The organism is Gluconobacter sp. Dm-44 (genome assembly GCF_018256175.1).
Lineage (GTDB): Bacteria > Pseudomonadota > Alphaproteobacteria > Acetobacterales > Acetobacteraceae > Gluconobacter > Gluconobacter cadivus.
The window spans coordinates 113,700-129,808 of record NZ_JAERLZ010000002.1 but is presented as its reverse complement, the minus strand read 5'-3'; the positions used below and the strand labels follow the sequence as shown (position 1 = coordinate 129,808).

General features: G+C 57.6%; 12 protein-coding genes. 6 read left to right on the top strand and 6 right to left on the bottom strand.

The window, feature by feature from the left end:
- Window positions 1-6 precede the first annotated feature (6 nt).
- On the bottom strand, window positions 7-654 hold the full coding sequence (locus JK213_RS03675) for a DNA-3-methyladenine glycosylase (protein ID WP_194261067.1): 648 nt from the start codon (window positions 652-654) through the stop codon (window positions 7-9).
- A 237-nt stretch (window positions 655-891) separates the two neighbouring features.
- On the opposite strand from JK213_RS03675, the gene JK213_RS03670 reads away from it, so the two are divergent.
- The 5 genes from JK213_RS03670 to JK213_RS03650 all read left to right on the top strand — a co-directional run bounded on the left by JK213_RS03670 (window position 892) and on the right by JK213_RS03650 (window position 5,782).
- Window positions 892-2,010, top strand: coding sequence for an energy transducer TonB (locus JK213_RS03670; protein ID WP_194261066.1), 1,119 nt, complete (start codon window positions 892-894; stop codon window positions 2,008-2,010).
- 91 nt (window positions 2,011-2,101) lie between these two features.
- On the top strand, window positions 2,102-3,049 hold the full coding sequence (locus JK213_RS03665; protein WP_194261065.1) for a hypothetical protein: 948 nt from the start codon (window positions 2,102-2,104) through the stop codon (window positions 3,047-3,049).
- A gap of 99 nt (window positions 3,050-3,148) precedes the next feature.
- Window positions 3,149-4,060, top strand: coding sequence for a hypothetical protein (locus JK213_RS03660; protein WP_194261064.1), 912 nt, complete (start codon window positions 3,149-3,151; stop codon window positions 4,058-4,060).
- Between the two features lie 152 nt (window positions 4,061-4,212).
- Entirely contained in the window at window positions 4,213-5,145 is a 933-nt protein-coding gene (locus JK213_RS03655; RefSeq protein WP_062027866.1) for a ribose-phosphate pyrophosphokinase, read from the top strand.
- A 49-nt stretch (window positions 5,146-5,194) separates the two neighbouring features.
- The gene (locus JK213_RS03650) at window positions 5,195-5,782 is read left to right on the top strand and encodes a histidine phosphatase family protein (protein ID WP_194261063.1); all 588 of its coding nucleotides are present in this window, start codon (window positions 5,195-5,197) and stop codon (window positions 5,780-5,782) included.
- Between the two features lie 3 nt (window positions 5,783-5,785).
- Here the strand turns inward: JK213_RS03650 and JK213_RS03645 are convergent, their stop codons facing one another.
- Together JK213_RS03645 and JK213_RS03640 are read right to left on the bottom strand one after the other, a co-directional pair.
- Window positions 5,786-6,913, bottom strand: a complete 1,128-nt coding sequence (locus JK213_RS03645; protein WP_194261062.1) for a glycosyltransferase — start codon at window positions 6,911-6,913, stop codon at window positions 5,786-5,788.
- A gap of 42 nt (window positions 6,914-6,955) precedes the next feature.
- Window positions 6,956-7,930, bottom strand: coding sequence for a glycosyltransferase family 2 protein (locus JK213_RS03640; RefSeq protein ID WP_211571281.1), 975 nt, complete (start codon window positions 7,928-7,930; stop codon window positions 6,956-6,958).
- Between the two features lie 164 nt (window positions 7,931-8,094).
- Here JK213_RS03640 and JK213_RS03635 point away from each other — a divergent pair, with 164 nt between their 5' ends.
- Entirely contained in the window at window positions 8,095-10,035 is a 1,941-nt protein-coding gene (locus tag JK213_RS03635; protein WP_194261060.1) for a M61 family metallopeptidase, read from the top strand.
- Between the two features lie 140 nt (window positions 10,036-10,175).
- Here the strand turns inward: JK213_RS03635 and JK213_RS03630 are convergent, their stop codons facing one another.
- Genes JK213_RS03630 through JK213_RS03620 form a run of 3 tightly spaced genes read right to left on the bottom strand, consistent with a single transcriptional unit; the run spans window position 10,176 to window position 15,958 of the window.
- Entirely contained in the window at window positions 10,176-11,696 is a 1,521-nt protein-coding gene (locus JK213_RS03630) for an efflux transporter outer membrane subunit (RefSeq protein WP_228125284.1), read from the bottom strand.
- A complete protein-coding gene (locus JK213_RS03625; RefSeq protein ID WP_194261059.1) occupies window positions 11,693-14,803 on the bottom strand; it encodes an efflux RND transporter permease subunit in 3,111 nt (1,036 codons plus the stop codon). The genes JK213_RS03630 and JK213_RS03625 overlap by 4 nt, the downstream gene beginning before the upstream one ends.
- Window positions 14,804-14,821: 18 nt before the next feature.
- A complete protein-coding gene (locus tag JK213_RS03620) occupies window positions 14,822-15,958 on the bottom strand; it encodes an efflux RND transporter periplasmic adaptor subunit (protein ID WP_194261058.1) in 1,137 nt (378 codons plus the stop codon).
- Between the last annotated feature and the right edge of the window lie 151 nt (window positions 15,959-16,109).

Here is a 16,109-nt window from a genome sequence, read left to right as displayed (position 1 = left end):
ACTGCTTCAGGCCGTCAGGGGATTGGGAGCCGTTTTCTTCCCTTCCTCCGCCACGCGCCAGCAATACCAGGCCAGCGTCGATCGATAGGGGGAGAAGCGGGCCGTTTCCTCTTTCAGCGCCTTTGGTTTGGGAGGCAGTTCCAGCCCCCGCAGGCGCCGCCAGCCTTCCCGAACGCCAAAATCATCGACGGGCATCACATCCGGGCGATTCAGCGTGAACATCAGCAGCATTTCGACTGTCCAGCGTCCGATCCCCCGCAGAGTGACAAGACGCGCGATCAGCTCTTCATCCGTCATGCTCCGGGCCTCGGCGCGGCTGGGAACGGTTCCATCCAGACGGGCCTTTGCAACACCGCGCATGGCCAGAAGTTTGTTTCCGGAAAGGCCGCAGGCACGCAGGCTTTCCTCAGACAGTTCCAGAAGCCGTCCGGGCGCTGGCGGCGGCCCGTCCACCGTGCCCTGTTCTCCCAGAACGCAGAGACGCCCGAAAATCTTCCGCGCCGCCGCTCCATGAAGCTGCTGCCCGGCGATGGCGCGAAGAAGGGCATCGTAAGGCTCCTGCCCGTCATCGCCCCGCAGGGTGCAGGGTCCGATACGCGCCATGGCCGCCGCCAGACCGGGATCAGAGCCAAGAAGTGTGGCATAATCAGCCATCAGGCATGCGCCTTTCCGGAAGTTAAGGTTCGGGTGACTCTTTGTGTCTTTCGTGGGTCTCGCATTACTGCCATGATATGCCAAGACAGACGCCCACCCCCAGCCCCGGATAACCAGCCTGCCGGATGACAACCCCGACCGCCCTGGTGCAAAAGGTCTGGCGATGATGCGACGCCACCTTCTCCTTACCGACCGGCTGTTTTCTGCCAGGTCCTTTCCCGACGGACGGCCCCGCCTATGAGCGGAATAGCCACAGTTACGTCTGGAAAGCCGCAGAAGCGCGAGCCGCAGCTCTTCGCCCCCTCGGCGCGGACTGCCCCCGCACGTCCGCAGCACGCCCCGGCCGGAACGCGCGAACGCCTGCGGGATTACGTCCCGCCCGCAATCCCGGTCCGTCCGGTGCTGACGCCGATGATGCGTCCGCAAACCATTGTCGAAAACGGGCCAACAGTTCCGTTCATCTTCTCGGCGGGGCTTCACGCGGCCATTCTGGCCTTCCTGCTGATGCAGCATCAGGGCATGCATGGCTCGCCTGCGGGGCAGGAGCAGCCGCAGGTCGAGATGGTTTTCGATACACCGCCTTCGAAAAGCAGCATGCGCGGGCCACGGGCACACGAAGAAGGCGGTGCGCCCCCTCCTCCCTCGGCCCAGAGCCCGCAGGAAACACAGGAAGACCAGCAGCAGCCGCAGAAAGAGCAATCCACTCCGACGCCTGCCGTCCCAACACCTGAGACACCGTCCGCGCCTGAAGTGCCAGAAGAACCCTCAGCCGAACTGCCCAAGACAGCCCCCACACCTGCGCCGATTACACCGGGAGCCGCGCCAAGTCGCCGCAGCCAGCAGACGTCACCACATGCCCATCACGCGCAGCGGTCGGTCCGCTCCGACCGGAACAATCCGTTCGCACATCCGATGGATCTGTCCTTCGGTGAACAGCCGTCGCCCTATCGTCGCCACCGTGGCCGCGCCTCGGGGTCCGGTGGTCCGATCGACATGTCTCTTGGACCGCTCAGTCTGAACGGCGCCATCAACGCACCGTATCAGACCCGCACCAGCGTCAAGGGCGTCAGCGAGGATTACGGCGGGGAAATCGACCGCTGGATCCGGGCGCATATGTACTATCCGGAAGAAGCCGCTCGCGCTGGCGAGGATGGCCCCTCCTCGGTGCATGTGGTGCTGGACCGGTCGGGCCATGTAAAATCCGTCCGTCTGATGAGCCAGTCCGGCTCCTATTCGCTGGATGCGGCGACGACCGGCATGTTTCAGGGCGCGCATCTGCCGCCGGTCCCGCCAGACATGAAGGGCGACCATTTCGATATCGACGTCACGATCAACTACATCCTGATCCGCCGGTAAGGGCACGGTATCAAGCGGAGGGCGCGGCTTCGACATCGGAGCCGCAATCCCATACAGTCCGTCAGGTCACCGTCCTGTTGCCGGAGCCCCGATGCGCCGTTTCCGTTCTGCCCTGCTGCCTCTCTGTCTCCCGCTGGCCCTCCCACTGGCTCTGGGGGGCTGTTTCAGCCTTTCCCGCCCTTTCGCCGACCCCGGACAGCAGGCCAGATACCTCACGGCAGCCAATCTCCCTCCTGCGCGCCTCGCCGTCCCGACCCCGCCGAACGCCCTGCTGTCCGACGATGCTGCCGCGCTTTGGGCTCATGATGTGGCACAGGCCATGGTCAACCAGTCCGTTCCCGCCATCGCACAGCCCCGCAAAAAGGGAGACTGGTGGCTGAAACTGAGCGCGGCCACCCACGGGAATACGGTCGTCCCCCACTACGTCATCATGACCCCGGAAGGAAAAGCGCGAGCGGAAACAGACGGGGCTGCCGTGGATATGGCGTCCTGGAGCGCAGGAGACCGGCTGGCGCTTCAGGACGCCGCCATACACGAAGCGCCCCAGCTTGCGACCCTGCTGACGGGCATTCAGGCGAACATGATGCAGCAGGACCCGCACAGCCTCATGAACCGCCCGGCAAAAATCTGCTTCAAAGGCGTCACCGGTGCCCCCGGAGACGGAAATGTCTCCCTCGCCCGCGCCTTCTATTCGTCATTTCCCGACAAAACCAACACGGTCACGACAACCGAAAAAGGTGCAGACTTCATCGTCCGCGGAACAGTCGATCTCAAGAAAGGCGCTGCGGGCAATACCGGTCATCCGGTCGACCATATTGAGATCGTCTGGCATGTCCTGACGCCGGATGGGAAAGAGGCAGGCGCTGCCACCCAGCTGCACGACATCGCCCCTCATTCACTGGATGGCGCATGGGGTGATACAGCGGACATGGCTGCCGAAGAAGCAGCCCAAGGCGTGCGGACCATCGTCACCAACTATTCGGGCCGCGAACATGCCCCGCTGCCGGAGACAAAGGGTCCTCCGAAAAAAGCGGCCTGATACAGAAGAACGGGGTTTCCATTCCATTAATGTAACTCTGAGTATCTTTATGTAATACAATTTGTTACATCACTCCGGCCTTTTCATCCGGAGTGTCCGATGCGTCTTTCTTTCCGTTTGCTGCTGTCCAGCCTGGGTTTCTGTGCAGGCCTTGCTCCCCTCGCCGCTTTTGCAGACCCGGCCCCTGTCATTGCCGTAAACCGTGAGATCGGCCTTTCGATGACGGGCACGTTCCGCAACAGCGTCAGCGGCGGCAATTCCCGCCTGATGGAGAACAGCGGTTCTGGCTTCATCACACAGTCAACAAGCTCTTCCCGCTACCGCACCATCGGTTGGACTCCCGGCTTTCAAGCCGATGCCTCGGTCATGTTCAACGCCTTCGGGATCGAGAACCTTTACGGCGCGCTCCATTTCTCGCTCGAAGACGGCCAGAGAAACTACAAGTCCCACTACCGCAGCTATTCCAGCAATTCTGCACCATACGGGTTCTCCGCTGGCGGAAACGACAGCTCCAACGGCACGGACAATCGTGGAGAAATCGGCAAGGGCTTTCTTCTGCTCTCCGATAGTTTGCTGCTGACGCCTTTCATTCAGGGCGGATATGTCACGAGCGGCAGTGACGGAGATTTCGGCTACGGGTCCGGAAATTATTTCGCCGGTGCCGGCCTGAAGGCTGATTACGCCCTCACCTCCCGCCTCGTCCTGCGTGGGCGGTTCGGATGGGCGGAAGTCCTCAATTCCGGCATTTCCTACAACAACCAGCCACGCCCTCTCTGGGAGGGTGGTCTTGGCATGGATTACCGCTTGACGCAGCGTCTCCATCTGACGGCGGGAGGAGACTATTCCTATATTTCCTACGGCCACGACCAAGAGGGGAATTACAGCCAGCACAGGGGAAGGAATACCTCAGTCATTGTCTCCTACCTACCAGGAACATATTCCTATTCGGGCGACTCCAGCGCCCTGAGCAACGGTCTAAAGCTGCATGCGGGTCTGGCTTGGCAGTTCTGACCCCGTCTGACAGACCGCGTCCAGCTGGCACGGCATGCAGTGACCGGCCAACTGGTGCGCGGAAAGAATGAAACACGACGGATGACAGGGGGGCTTTGCGCTGTTAGAAGGCCAGCAACTTCCCTGTCGGACACCGGACGAGGCCGTTTTTCATGAAGATCGTAGCCTGCAACAGTAACCTGCCGCTGGCCCGTGCGGTCGCCCATGAACTCCGGATGCCTCTGTGCAAGACCGTGGTGAAGCGCTTTGCCGATGGCGAAGTCTTCGTCGAGATTCAGGAAAACGTCCGCGGTGAGGATGTCTTCGTCGTACAGAGCACCTGCATGCCGACGAATGACCATCTCATGGAACTGCTGGTCATGCTGGATGCGCTGCGCCGTGGATCGGCCAAGCGCGTCACGGCTGTGATGCCGTATTTCGGCTATGCCCGTCAGGATCGCAAATCCGGACCCCGCACGCCCATCAGCGCCAAGCTCGTGGCGAACCTTCTGACGGAAGCTGGTGCCAACCGCATCCTGACGATGGATTTGCACGCCATGCAGATCCAGGGTTTCTTCGATATCCCGACCGACAACCTCTACGCCGCACCGCTGTTCGTGCGCGACCTCAAGACGCGCCTGCCGGACCGGGAACTCATCATCGTCTCGCCGGATGTTGGCGGCGTGGTCCGTGCGCGCCAGCTCGCACAGCGCCTGAACGTAGATCTCGCGATCATCGACAAGCGGCGTGAACGCGCTGGCGTGTCGGAAGTCATGAACGTCATCGGTGACGTCGCCGGCCGCTATTGCGTGCTGGTCGACGATATCGTCGATAGTGGCGGCTCGCTGTGCAACGCCGCCAACGCGCTCATGGCCCGTGGAGCGGAAGGCGTCGAAGCTTACGTCACTCACGGCGTTCTGACTGGCAATGCCTGCCAGCGCGTGAAAGACAGTCCGTTGAACATGCTGACGCTGACGGACAGTATCCCGGCGACCGAGGCCCTCCTCGAGACCCCGAATATCCGTCAGATCACGACAGCCAACCTCCTCGCCCGGGCTATGAGCGCCGTGGCCGATGAAAGCTCGGTTTCCTCACTGTTCGACTGAGCGTCCACCGGTCCACCCTCACGCCCCCTCTTCGTGAACGGACTTGCCCATGACCCAGATTACCCCCAAGCCCTACTGGTATCTGCGTCATGGTGAGACCGACTGGAACGCCCGGGGACTGGCGCAGGGCAGAACGGATATCCCTCTCAACGAGACGGGCATCGCCCAGGCCGTGCGTGCAGGAGAAGCACTCGCCCCCTTATTCCTCAACGGCAAGCGTCCGTTTGATCGAATTGTATCATCGCCCCTGAAGCGGGCTTTGGTCACAGCGCAATATGCACAAGATACAATCCACGACCGTACGGGGATCAAAATTCCCCTAGAAATCAATGCAGGCCTTATAGAGGTCTGCTTCGGCCTTTACGAAGGTGCTCCCATGGACGAGTGGTTCAAGTCTTGGATTGAAGAAGGGCGACACCTGGAAAACGGAGAAAGTTTCACAGACCTCTCCGTTCGCGCCATCTCAACGATCAACGCCGAACTCGACAAACACGGAACACCGCTCTTTGTCGCTCACGGCGCATTGTTTCGGGGAATACGCGCCGGAATGGGACTTCCGGCAAATGTCCGCCTACCAAATGCGGTAGCACTCAAGGCCAGCCCTACAGTCAGTGGCTGGTCTGTAGAGACCACATAAACATCACTGGTTTTTTACGAACCCCTGAATTTCTTTTCTGAAAACTCTCATTTCATCATCATTGCGCCAAGGCGCTCTATAGATGCTTTCATTCCAAATCTGAGACAATACCTCCCCGTTGCGATCAACATCTTCCTGTTGGAAAGAGCTTTCGCTTGGGGAGACCTCTATATTCCCTGAGATGGAATAAAATACGCACTCTGGCGAATTTTCTTTTATTATTTCGCCGCCATAACCCGCACGAATCATCCTCATTGTATGCTCGACATGCTCGTGTCCATACCGGCCAAATCTGCTATCCAGATAGCCGACATAGGCAAGAGCTTCTTTTGTAAAACCTGAGCACTGACCGCTCAGATAACCCGATTTATAAGGCTGATTCCATTGCCCCATTCCGTCGCTGGCTGGGCCAAACCAGGGGGGATCGAAATTAATGTGACCGTAAAGAGCTGATGACAGTACCCAATCTATATCCCAGCCAAATTTTGTCGGGAAAACATCGTCTTCCATTAAAAGAGTTAGCGAGTTGGATAAAATTTCATTTGAAAAAAATAATGCTCTGTTTTTATTCCATGCCACACCTTTGTTTTCAGAACTAGCCCAATATATTCCACCAAAATCCTTCAGAAGATCTTTAGTTTCATCAACAGATCCGTCATCAGAGATAATTAAATCAATATCAAAAAATGAATTCTCTTTTATTTTATTTAAATTTTCAATTAATAATTTAGATCTGTTATAGGTTGTAACTGAAACACCAACGGAAAAATTCTTTTGACCAATAAATTGTGAAACTTTATCAGAAAAAATTCTGATAGATTCTATAGAATTATCATAAAAACAAAAAACAATCTTAGCTTTTGTAACAATAGCCAAGTCTTTGAGATTTTCTATTTTTATCCCAATAGAAAATCTGGATTTTGTAGCTTTTTCGCCAAAATGGCTTACGACATCTGAACTATTCAAATAATTTATAACAAAGCTGTGCTCTGTTTTAAATTTTTCTTCAAATTGAACAGTCATTGAAATGATTGGATAATCTTCGCCAAAGGCCCACCCGTCAACCTTCAAGTGACCATCTTTGAAATATACATTATCAATAGAATGTATAATATTTTTTTTGTTATCCACTACACACATCCTCGATATAGTAATCTGTCAGTTTTATTTCAGTTATAAAGACAATCCTTCATTATAACCAAAATAAACATAATGCCTGAACGGATCAATCCCATCGGCAGCTATATGAGGCCAATTGGCAAGATATTTTTTTGCATCGAATATTTTATATTCTCGTACGACGCCTTCATCATCAGCACTATCCGCAACAGCCATCGCGGGAACAGCTTGATCGGCTTCTCGACACGAAAACAGGGGATTTTCCAATCCCAGCATTCCCAAAATATGAGGGATGTCTGGAACATAGACCCTCAAAGCTTTTGACAAGCGTTGATTAAACCAACTTTCTCCTTCGGTCAGTCGGCCCAGCAAATGTCCGCCAGGGCCTTGAAAATTTTTCAAGGCTTCAGAATCATTGATATCAACAAACGGAGCTAATTTATTATATGCTCCGCGGATGAAGTCATTGTAAGGTTTATGGTGATAATGAAAATAGATAAATTGCGTATTTATTTCCGTAGAGCCGAGAACAGTCTCACAAAAGTGAAAACCGTGATCTAATTTTTTAAGTGTATCTTTTCTAACAAAAACCTTTCCTGATGGCTGTGGCCAGTACCACCCAGGACTATTGACGATATTGAACAGATCCATCGTTATTCTGAATGGCCCCTCCAATCTATCCAAGCGTTCTAAATGTGAATGAATACTATTTTTATTTGCTAAAATATTTCCATTGCTGCAGACACCCAAAAACTCATCAGCATCCATTGGAAATGCAAAATCGTATTCTTCGCCAGATTCATCAAGATTTTTTATAAATCTGGCAATGATATCTCCCTTGTCATGGAAATGTTGAGAGTCCCGATACCCCCAAATAACTGTCCCACCTACGCTTTCTAATAACAATAAATTATCAATAACAGACTGAATGGTACTACCATTATCAAACACAACTATATTTTCAAATCCAAATAAATAACCATGGTACTTTATCCATGGAAGCAATGTATTATTCTCATCTTTTTGCATCGTTATGCATTTTACTATCATAAAATCTCCATATAATAATATTTAATGTTTTAATAAACCTGATTGAATGCCGAGTTAACCGTTATATTTTTTAAAACTCTTGTTGACTCCTATCAATATCGTTATTTCTTTTAACATTATAGATCTCCTGTCGGACCATATCCATGCCCTCCATACGGACTTTAGTCGCACTCGCGACATTCACCAGCCTTGTTCCGCCAGCTCTCGCGCAGTCCCAGCCCATGCCGCTCCCCATGCCCGCCGCCATTCCTGAACCGCAGGACCGGGCGTTTCCCGGAACCATGACGGTCTCGGTCGATGCGACGGATACGCTGCATCATGTGATGTCCATTCATGAGACAGTTCCGGTACCGAAAGAGGTGCAGCAGAAGGGAGAAATGGTCCTTCTGTACCCGATGTGGATTCCGGGCGATCATTCTCCCACAGGCGTGATCGAACAGCTCGCCAGCCTGCATGTGCAGAGCAACGGTCGTACGCTGGACTGGAAGCGCGATACAGTCAACGTGGCCGCATTCCATATCCCCGTTTCTGCCAGCACCCCGACGCTGGACCTTCATTTCCAGCTCCTGACGCCGATTTCGCCGGGTCAGGGCCGTGTGGTCATGACGCCGTCCATCGTCAATGTGCAGTGGGATCAGGTTTCGCTCTATCCGGCGGGATATTTCACCCGTGGCATTACGGTTCAGCCCTCCGTACGCATTCCGCATGGCTGGCAGATCGGCTCGGCCCTTCGCGCCGGAGTGTATGGTGACGAAACGCATTTCAATGCCACGACGTTCAATACGCTTGTCGACTCTCCGATCTTTGCCGGACGTTATTTCCGCAAGTTCGACCTGACCGGCCCCGATCATGTTCCGGTCTCGCTGGATGTCGTGGCAGACGAGCCGGACTCGCTGGATGCAACGCCGTCTCAGATTGCGGCCCATCAGAACCTCGTCCGGCAGGCCACAACGCTGTTCGCCTCGCACCACTACGACCATTACGATTTTCTTCTCGCCCTGACGGATGAACTGGGCAGCATCGGTCTCGAACATCATCAGTCCAGCGAAAACAGCGCTGCTCCGGGCTATTTCACGGAGTGGGACAAGACATTCCCCGAGCGTGACCTTCTCGCCCATGAATACACCCATTCCTGGAACGGCAAGTATCGCCGTCCGGCCGATCTGTGGGCGCCCAACTTCAACACACCGCAGCGCGGGTCCATGCTGTGGGTTTATGAAGGCCAGACACAGTATTGGGGCAATGTCCTCGCCGCACGTACGGGTCTCGTGACGAAGGATCAGGGTTTCGAGGCGCTGGCCTATATGGCAGCGTCCTATGACAACCAGACGGGTCGTCAGTGGCGTCCGCTGGAAGACACGACGAACGATCCCGTAATTGCACAGCGTGCCCCGCTGTCATGGCGCGACTGGCAGCGTTCGGAGGACTATTACGTTGAAGGGCAGCTTGTCTGGCTGGATGCCGATGCTCTGATCCGCAAGCTCTCCAACGATCACAAGTCGCTTGATGACTTCGCAAAGGCTTTCTTCGGCACCAACAGCGGCAGCTTCGTCGTCAGCCCCTATCAGTTCGACGATGTGGTCGCCACGCTCAACAGCGTGCAGCCTTATGACTGGGCCAAGTTCCTGCACGACCGTCTGGACACGATCCAGCCGCACGCGCCGCTCAACGGCCTGACCAATGGTGGGTACAAGCTGGTCTATACGTCCAAGCCGACCGCCTTCATCAAGGCCAGCGAAGCCGCACGCCACACCACGGACCTGTCCTTCTCGCTCGGCCTGACGGTCAATGCGACCGGGCATGTGGGACGTGAGCACTGGATGAGCCCGGCCTTCAAGGCAGGGCTGGTTCCGGGCGTGACGATCGTGGCCGTCAACGACATGAGCTTCACGCCACAGCGTCTGCTCCACGCCGTCACGGACGCACAGAAGGATCCAAAGCAGGACATCCGTCTGATCGTGAAGTCTGGCGACCATGTCACCACGGTCTCCATTCCCTATCATGACGGTCTGCGTTACCCGCATCTGGAGCGTATCGCAGGTACGCCGGATCGTCTGAGCGAGATTTACTCAGCGCGTCAGTAAGACTGACACTTCCGGGGCGCTGCCCCGGAACCCCGCAAAGGGACTCAGTCCCTTTGATCCCGATTCAAACGTAATGGTTTCCAAAGGCCCCTCTTATCGACGTTGGGCCTTTGGCGGGTTTCAGGGCAGAGCCCTGAGCCTCACCAAGGCACCAACGACTTCCCGAGCGCCTTCTGGGCCGCTGGGGTCATGCCCATGTCATTCCGGTTCCACCAGCCCCCGCCGAGAGACTGGAACAGCCCGACGCTATCGGAGAAGCGCGCCCCCTCGGCCTGAACATAGGCCAGACGTGCCTGCGCATCCGTCTGCTGGGCTTGCAGCAGGACAAGCTCACTGACATCCCCAAGACGCAGCTGCCCGCGCGCGATCGTCATGCTCTGCGTCGTGGCCTTCAGCAGCTCCTCGTCGGCCTTCAGGGCATCAGCGTCGAACGTGACGGCATGCAAACTGTCCGCCACGTCCTGAATGGCGGACAGGACGGTCGCCTTGTAGGTCTCGTTAGCCTGAAGCAGGTTGTCGCGCGCCTGACGCTCGGCGTGCAGGAGCGAACCACCCTGAAAGATCGGCTGCATGACGGTCGCGGCGATCGTCCAGTTGCCATAGCCGGGCTTGAAGAAATCGCTCATCACGCCCACGGCCTGCGCCGGTGTGGCGCTGAGCTGCACGTTCGGCAAGCGGTTGGCGATGGCCACGCCGATCTGCGCGCTGGCGGACTGGATCTGCGCCTGAGCCGCGCGGATATCGGGGCGCTGGTTCAGCAGGTCCGCCGGCAGCGAGACCGGGAGCGTCTTTGGTAGGGTGAACTGTTCCAGACGAAACTCGGGCAGCGGCGTGTTGGGCGTCACGCCCACCAGAACTGCCATCTGGTCCCGCGTCTGCGCCAGTTGCAGGCTCAGACCGGGCAGTGTTGCCTCAAGCTGGGCCACGGAGGCCAGCTGCTGCGCAATGTCCTGTCGGGATGCGTTCCCGATCCCCTGCTCGGCCGTCACCGTCTTCAGCACGGCGCGCTGGCTGCGGATCAGGTCGTTCGTGGCGTCGATCTCGGCGCGGATCGTGGCTTCCTCGATCGTCGCATTCACGAGATCCGAAATCATGGTCAGCGCGGTGGCTTCAAGCTGAAATTTCTGCAGGTCCGCCTGCGCTCCGGCAGCCTCGATCGCGCGACGCGTTCCGCCCCACAGATCCGGCACATAGCCGATATTCAGCTGCGCGGTGTGGACGTTATAGAGCCACACATTCGAGTTCGGAACGGGAGAATAGACCTTGGACGTCTTGTTCCGCGTCGGGTTGAACGAAGCCGAAAGCGTCGGGTACAGGCCCGCACCCTCGATCCGCCGCTGTTCCCACGCGGATTTCAGCCCCTGCTGCATGGCGCGCAGGGACTGATTGTTGGCCAGCGCCTGATCGACAAGCGCATTCAGGGACGGATTGCCGAACACCGTCCACCACTGGCCCGGAATATCCACGCCGGACTGGAACTGCTGCGGTATGGTTGCACCCGCCACACCATGTCCGGCGGTCGCGGTCAGGGGCTGACCTTCATAGGCCGCATTCTTCGGCAGGTCCGGGCGATGGAAATCCGGGCCGACTGCACAAGCGGAAAGTGCCGTCAGACACAGCAGGAACGACGCGTGGCGGGACACCAGAGAGCGCATCTTCATGATCCGGCTCCCTCTGTGGCAGATTGCGGACGCTTCTTCGCATCCCGGCGTTCAACCCACATTTCAAGCTCGCTGAAATAGACCGGCAGGGCAAACAGCGTCAGCAGCGTGGCGATCCCCAGACCGCCCACCACGACCGTCGCCAGTCCGCGCTGCACGTCCGTGCCCACACCCGTGGCAAGAGCAGCCGGCAACATACCCGCCGTCGCCACCGTCGCGGTCATGAGCACCGGACGGAAGCGCTCGGCAGCGCCTGCGATGGTAGCATCCCGAACACCCAGACCTTCCAAGCGATGGCGGTTGATGCTGGCGATCATGATGATCCCGTTCTGCACGGCCACGCCGAACAGCGCGATAAAGCCCACGGCGGTCGCGATATTGAGCGTCTCACCACGGACATGCAGCGCGATCAGGCCGCCCAGCGTCGCAAGCGGCACCACGCTGAGGATCAGCAGCGCCTGCCGGATCTTGCGGAATTCGGCAAACAGCAGGACCAGCATCACCGCGAACATCACGCCCAGCGCAATCATCAGGCGCTTCTGGGCCCGTTCTTCCTGCTGGAAGGAGCCAGCCCATTCGAGCGTATATTTTTCCTTGTCGAAATGCAGCTGCTGGTCGATCCGGCCCTGCGCATCCGCTAGATACTGCGACAGCGGACGCTTGCCATTGTCCACGCGGATGGTGACCTGACGATGGCTCATTTCGTGGGCAATGTTGCTCTCGCCCATATGCAGCCCGACATGCGCGACCTGAGACAGCGGAATATAGGCGCCTTCCGCATCCAGAAGGGGGATCTGCGACAGGGACTGCATGTCCTGCAGGTCCTTGCGGCGGATATGGAGCGTCGCGTTATAGAAGCGATCCCCCACATAAACGGTCGTAATCGGCGCATCGCCGATGGCGTTCGACACGACATCGGAAATATCCGATATGCTGATGCCATAACGCGCAGCAGCCTGACGATCGGCCACCACTTCGATCTGCGGAATGCGCGGTTCCTGAAAGATCGATGCTTCCGTCGTGCCCGGAACCTGATGGAGAATATCCACGATCTGCTGACCGATGCGGCGCAGTTCCTGAAAATCGTTGCCATAGACGCGCAGGACCAGCGGGCTGTGCGCTCCGCCGACCAGATCGCTCATATTGTCCTGGATCGGCTGGCTGATGCCGAAATCGATCCCCGGAATCTGCGACAGACGCCGACGCAGACGTTCGACGAACTGCGCCTTGGTCTCGCCGGACGGCCACTGATCATACGGCTTGAGGCCAACCGGCATTTCAATATGCGACGGCGTCCAGGGGTCAGTTCCGTCATCCGAGCGCCCGAGCTGTGTAATGGCGTAGGACGTTTCGGGGAACTCACGGACTGCATGACGCAGTTCATTGGCGATGGACTCGCCCTTCTCCAGAGAGATACCGGTCGGCATCTGGACCTGAAGCCAGAGCGACCCTTCATCCAGATCCGGCAGGAATTCACGCCCGATGGACGCCCCAAGGAACACGACTGCAACCATCGCCGCAACACCGGCGCCATAGGCGATCAGCGGGCGGTCGATAAAATGGCCAAGCAGGCGCGTGTAATGCGCATGCAGCCATTCCAGCGGGCGGTTGTGCCAGATGTGCTTGGGCTTGCGCAGGGCCAGATAGGTCAGGGCCGGAATGAGCGTCAGGGCGCAGAGCAGCGCACCCAGCAGCGCGAAGCTGACGGTATAGGCCATCGGGCGGAAGAGCTTGCCCTCACTGCCCTCGAACGCAAAAAGCGGGCTGTAGGCCACGATGATGACGAGCGTGGACGAGAAGATTGCCCGCCCCGCACGCTGCGCGACCGGCAGAACCTCGACGGGATCAAGCGCCTCGGTCGGGCGCTCCTCACGGATACGGAGGATTGTCTCGGTAATGACGATGGCACCATCCACGATCACGCCGAAATCAATAGCGCCGAGCGAAAACAGGTTCGCCGACATCCCGAAACTATGCATCAGCACGAACACGACCGACAGCGCGAGCGGGATCGTCACGGCCGTGACAATGGCACTGCGCGGACTGCCCAGGAACAGCGTCAGGATGACACCCACGAGGACGATGCCCTCGATCATCGTTTCTGTGACCTTGTGCGTCGTGGAAAGCACGAGATGGTCACGGTCCATATACGGCACGATACGGACATGGCTGGGCGCGAGCTGCTGCTGGAGCTTCGCCACCGTATTGTGAAGGCCGTCGAGCACGAGCGAGGGGTTTTCCCCGCTCAGCATCGTCACCACACCTTCGATCGTATCGGGATTACGGTCCTTGCCGAGAATACCCTGACGAACCTGATGCCCGAACTGGACGCGCCCCAGATCTTTCACAAAAACCGGCACGCCGCCATGGCTGGCCACGACGATGTTCCCCATATCATCCAGATTATGGATCATGCCGATCCCACGGATGATATAGGACTGCTCGCCCCGGCTTACACGCCCACCACCCGCATTGGCGTTGCTGTTGCGAATGGCCGTCAGCACGTCTTCGAGGCCGACATGAAAGCGTTGCAGCGAGTCAGGATCGAGAACGAGCTGGTATTCGCGTGTCAGACCGCCGAAATTGTCTACGCTAACAACGCCGGGCACGCGCTGGATCGCCGGAATAATGGTCCAGCGCTGGAGATCGGACAGCTCCATCAGGTTCTTGTCGTCGGATTCCAGCGTATAGCGATAGATCTCGCCGCTCGGCCCTGAAATCGGCCCCAGCGACGGCATGGCGCCATTGTTCAGCGGATTGTTGGCAAGCTGCGTCTCGACGAGCTGACGCGCCGCATAGACATTCGTGCCTTCACGGAAGATCAGCGTAATCAGCGACAGACCGAACGTACTGGTGGAGCGGCTGTCCGTCACGCCGGGAACGCTGGCCAGCGTCCGCTCAAGCGGGATCGTGACCTGCTGCTCCATTTCCTCGGCGGCCAGACCCTCCTGCTGGGTCGTGATCGACACACTGACCGAGCCCAGATCCGGATAGGCTTCGACCGGCAGGATCTTCCACGAAAGACCACCGAGAAGCGCCAGAATCAGGGCGGAAAAGAAAACGATGTTCCGGTGGTTGAAGCACCAGGAGATGAAACGCTCGATCATCAGCTCACGGCCACCGGATCAGTCATCATTCAGGAGAATGGCACCGCTCGTCACGACGCGTTCTCCTGCGGCAATGCCCTTGAGCACACGGACGTTCTCACCTTCATCATAGCTGATGGTGATGTCGCGCCGCTGGAAGGTGTGGGGCGCTGTTTCAATGAAAACCGACACCTGATCGTTGTTCATCAGCAGAGCGGCCTTGGGGATGATGACCTCACTGGGCTGCGGAATATTCAGGGTCGCATTCACATACATGCCCGGACGCAGGGCGCCATCGGCGTTGGGACAGGCGACATAGGCATTGACCCGGCGCGTATCAATATGAAGTGCCGGATCAAAACTGATGACCTGACCCGAACAGGTCCGGCCCGGAAACTCGTCGAAAGTGACGGACAGGACGTTGCCTTCACCGATCTGCGCCAGATTTTCCTGCGGAATGGCCGCGGCAACCCAGACCTGCGACAGGTCCAGAACCGTCATCTGGATCGCGGTCGGATCGGTGATGTTTTCCCCCGGCGCCATGATCGTCGTGGAGACGACACCATCGACGGGAGACACGAGCGGCGCCTGACCCTTTGCGGAATAGCCGGGCCGCGCGCCCAGAACCTGAAGCCTGCGCTGCGTGCGCTCGGCTTCCGCCTGTGCCTGCGTCAGATCGTTACGGGCGGCTTCGATATCCTTGACGGCATTCCCCCCGATTGCCTGAACGCCCTGCGCGCGAGCATAGGCACGACGTGCGAAATCCAAAGCGGCCCGCGCGCGGGTATCGTCAGCCCAGGCCTGATCCAGATCACCGGCAGCAATCGTGGCCAGAACCTGTCCGCGCTGCACATGCTGGCCCAGATGGACCAGAACATCCGTAATCCGCCCCGCAACCGGCGCATACACATTCACCTGCCGGTCGGGTTCCGTCATGACCTGCGCGGGAAGCAGAATGCCGTGATCACGCGAGACGCTTACAGCGGCCTGTATCGTCAGACGCTTCTCAAGCGGACTGCCTTCCCGGACGACGAGACCGTTCTTCGACTGCGTCACCATAGGAGGTTCGGTCGCTGCAACAGTCGAATGCGGGGATCGGAATCGCAGAACGACGACGAGAAGGATGGTCAGGCACAGCAGACCAATGGCCCACGCGCCGACGCGGGTAACGCGCATGCTGATAGAAAACCCCGTAACTCTGTCAGGACAGACGTCCCGTTTTGACTGAAACGTCTGGACAATGACCTGTCGGCCAGCATTCGGACGTTTTCATATCCCATGGAAGGACGCCAGACGTCACATACGGAAACGAAAAGATTTTTGCACT

Excerpts from the sequence above, each read along its gene's own strand:
- JK213_RS03675 (WP_194261067.1), bottom strand. The coding sequence starts at position 654 with ATGGCTGATTATGCCACACTTCTTGGCTCTGATCCCGGTCTGGCGGCG.
- JK213_RS03670 (WP_194261066.1), top strand. The coding sequence starts at position 892 with ATGAGCGGAATAGCCACAGTTACGTCTGGAAAGCCGCAGAAGCGCGAG.
- JK213_RS03665 (WP_194261065.1), top strand. The coding sequence starts at position 2,102 with ATGCGCCGTTTCCGTTCTGCCCTGCTGCCTCTCTGTCTCCCGCTGGCC.
- JK213_RS03660 (WP_194261064.1), top strand. The coding sequence starts at position 3,149 with ATGCGTCTTTCTTTCCGTTTGCTGCTGTCCAGCCTGGGTTTCTGTGCA.
- JK213_RS03655 (WP_062027866.1), top strand. The coding sequence starts at position 4,213 with ATGAAGATCGTAGCCTGCAACAGTAACCTGCCGCTGGCCCGTGCGGTC.
- JK213_RS03650 (WP_194261063.1), top strand. The coding sequence starts at position 5,195 with ATGACCCAGATTACCCCCAAGCCCTACTGGTATCTGCGTCATGGTGAG.
- JK213_RS03640 (WP_211571281.1), bottom strand. The coding sequence starts at position 7,930 with ATGCAAAAAGATGAGAATAATACATTGCTTCCATGGATAAAGTACCAT.
- JK213_RS03635 (WP_194261060.1), top strand. The coding sequence starts at position 8,095 with ATGCCCTCCATACGGACTTTAGTCGCACTCGCGACATTCACCAGCCTT.
- JK213_RS03630 (WP_228125284.1), bottom strand. The coding sequence starts at position 11,696 with ATGAAGATGCGCTCTCTGGTGTCCCGCCACGCGTCGTTCCTGCTGTGT.
- JK213_RS03625 (WP_194261059.1), bottom strand. The coding sequence starts at position 14,803 with ATGATCGAGCGTTTCATCTCCTGGTGCTTCAACCACCGGAACATCGTT.
- JK213_RS03620 (WP_194261058.1), bottom strand. The coding sequence starts at position 15,958 with ATGCGCGTTACCCGCGTCGGCGCGTGGGCCATTGGTCTGCTGTGCCTG.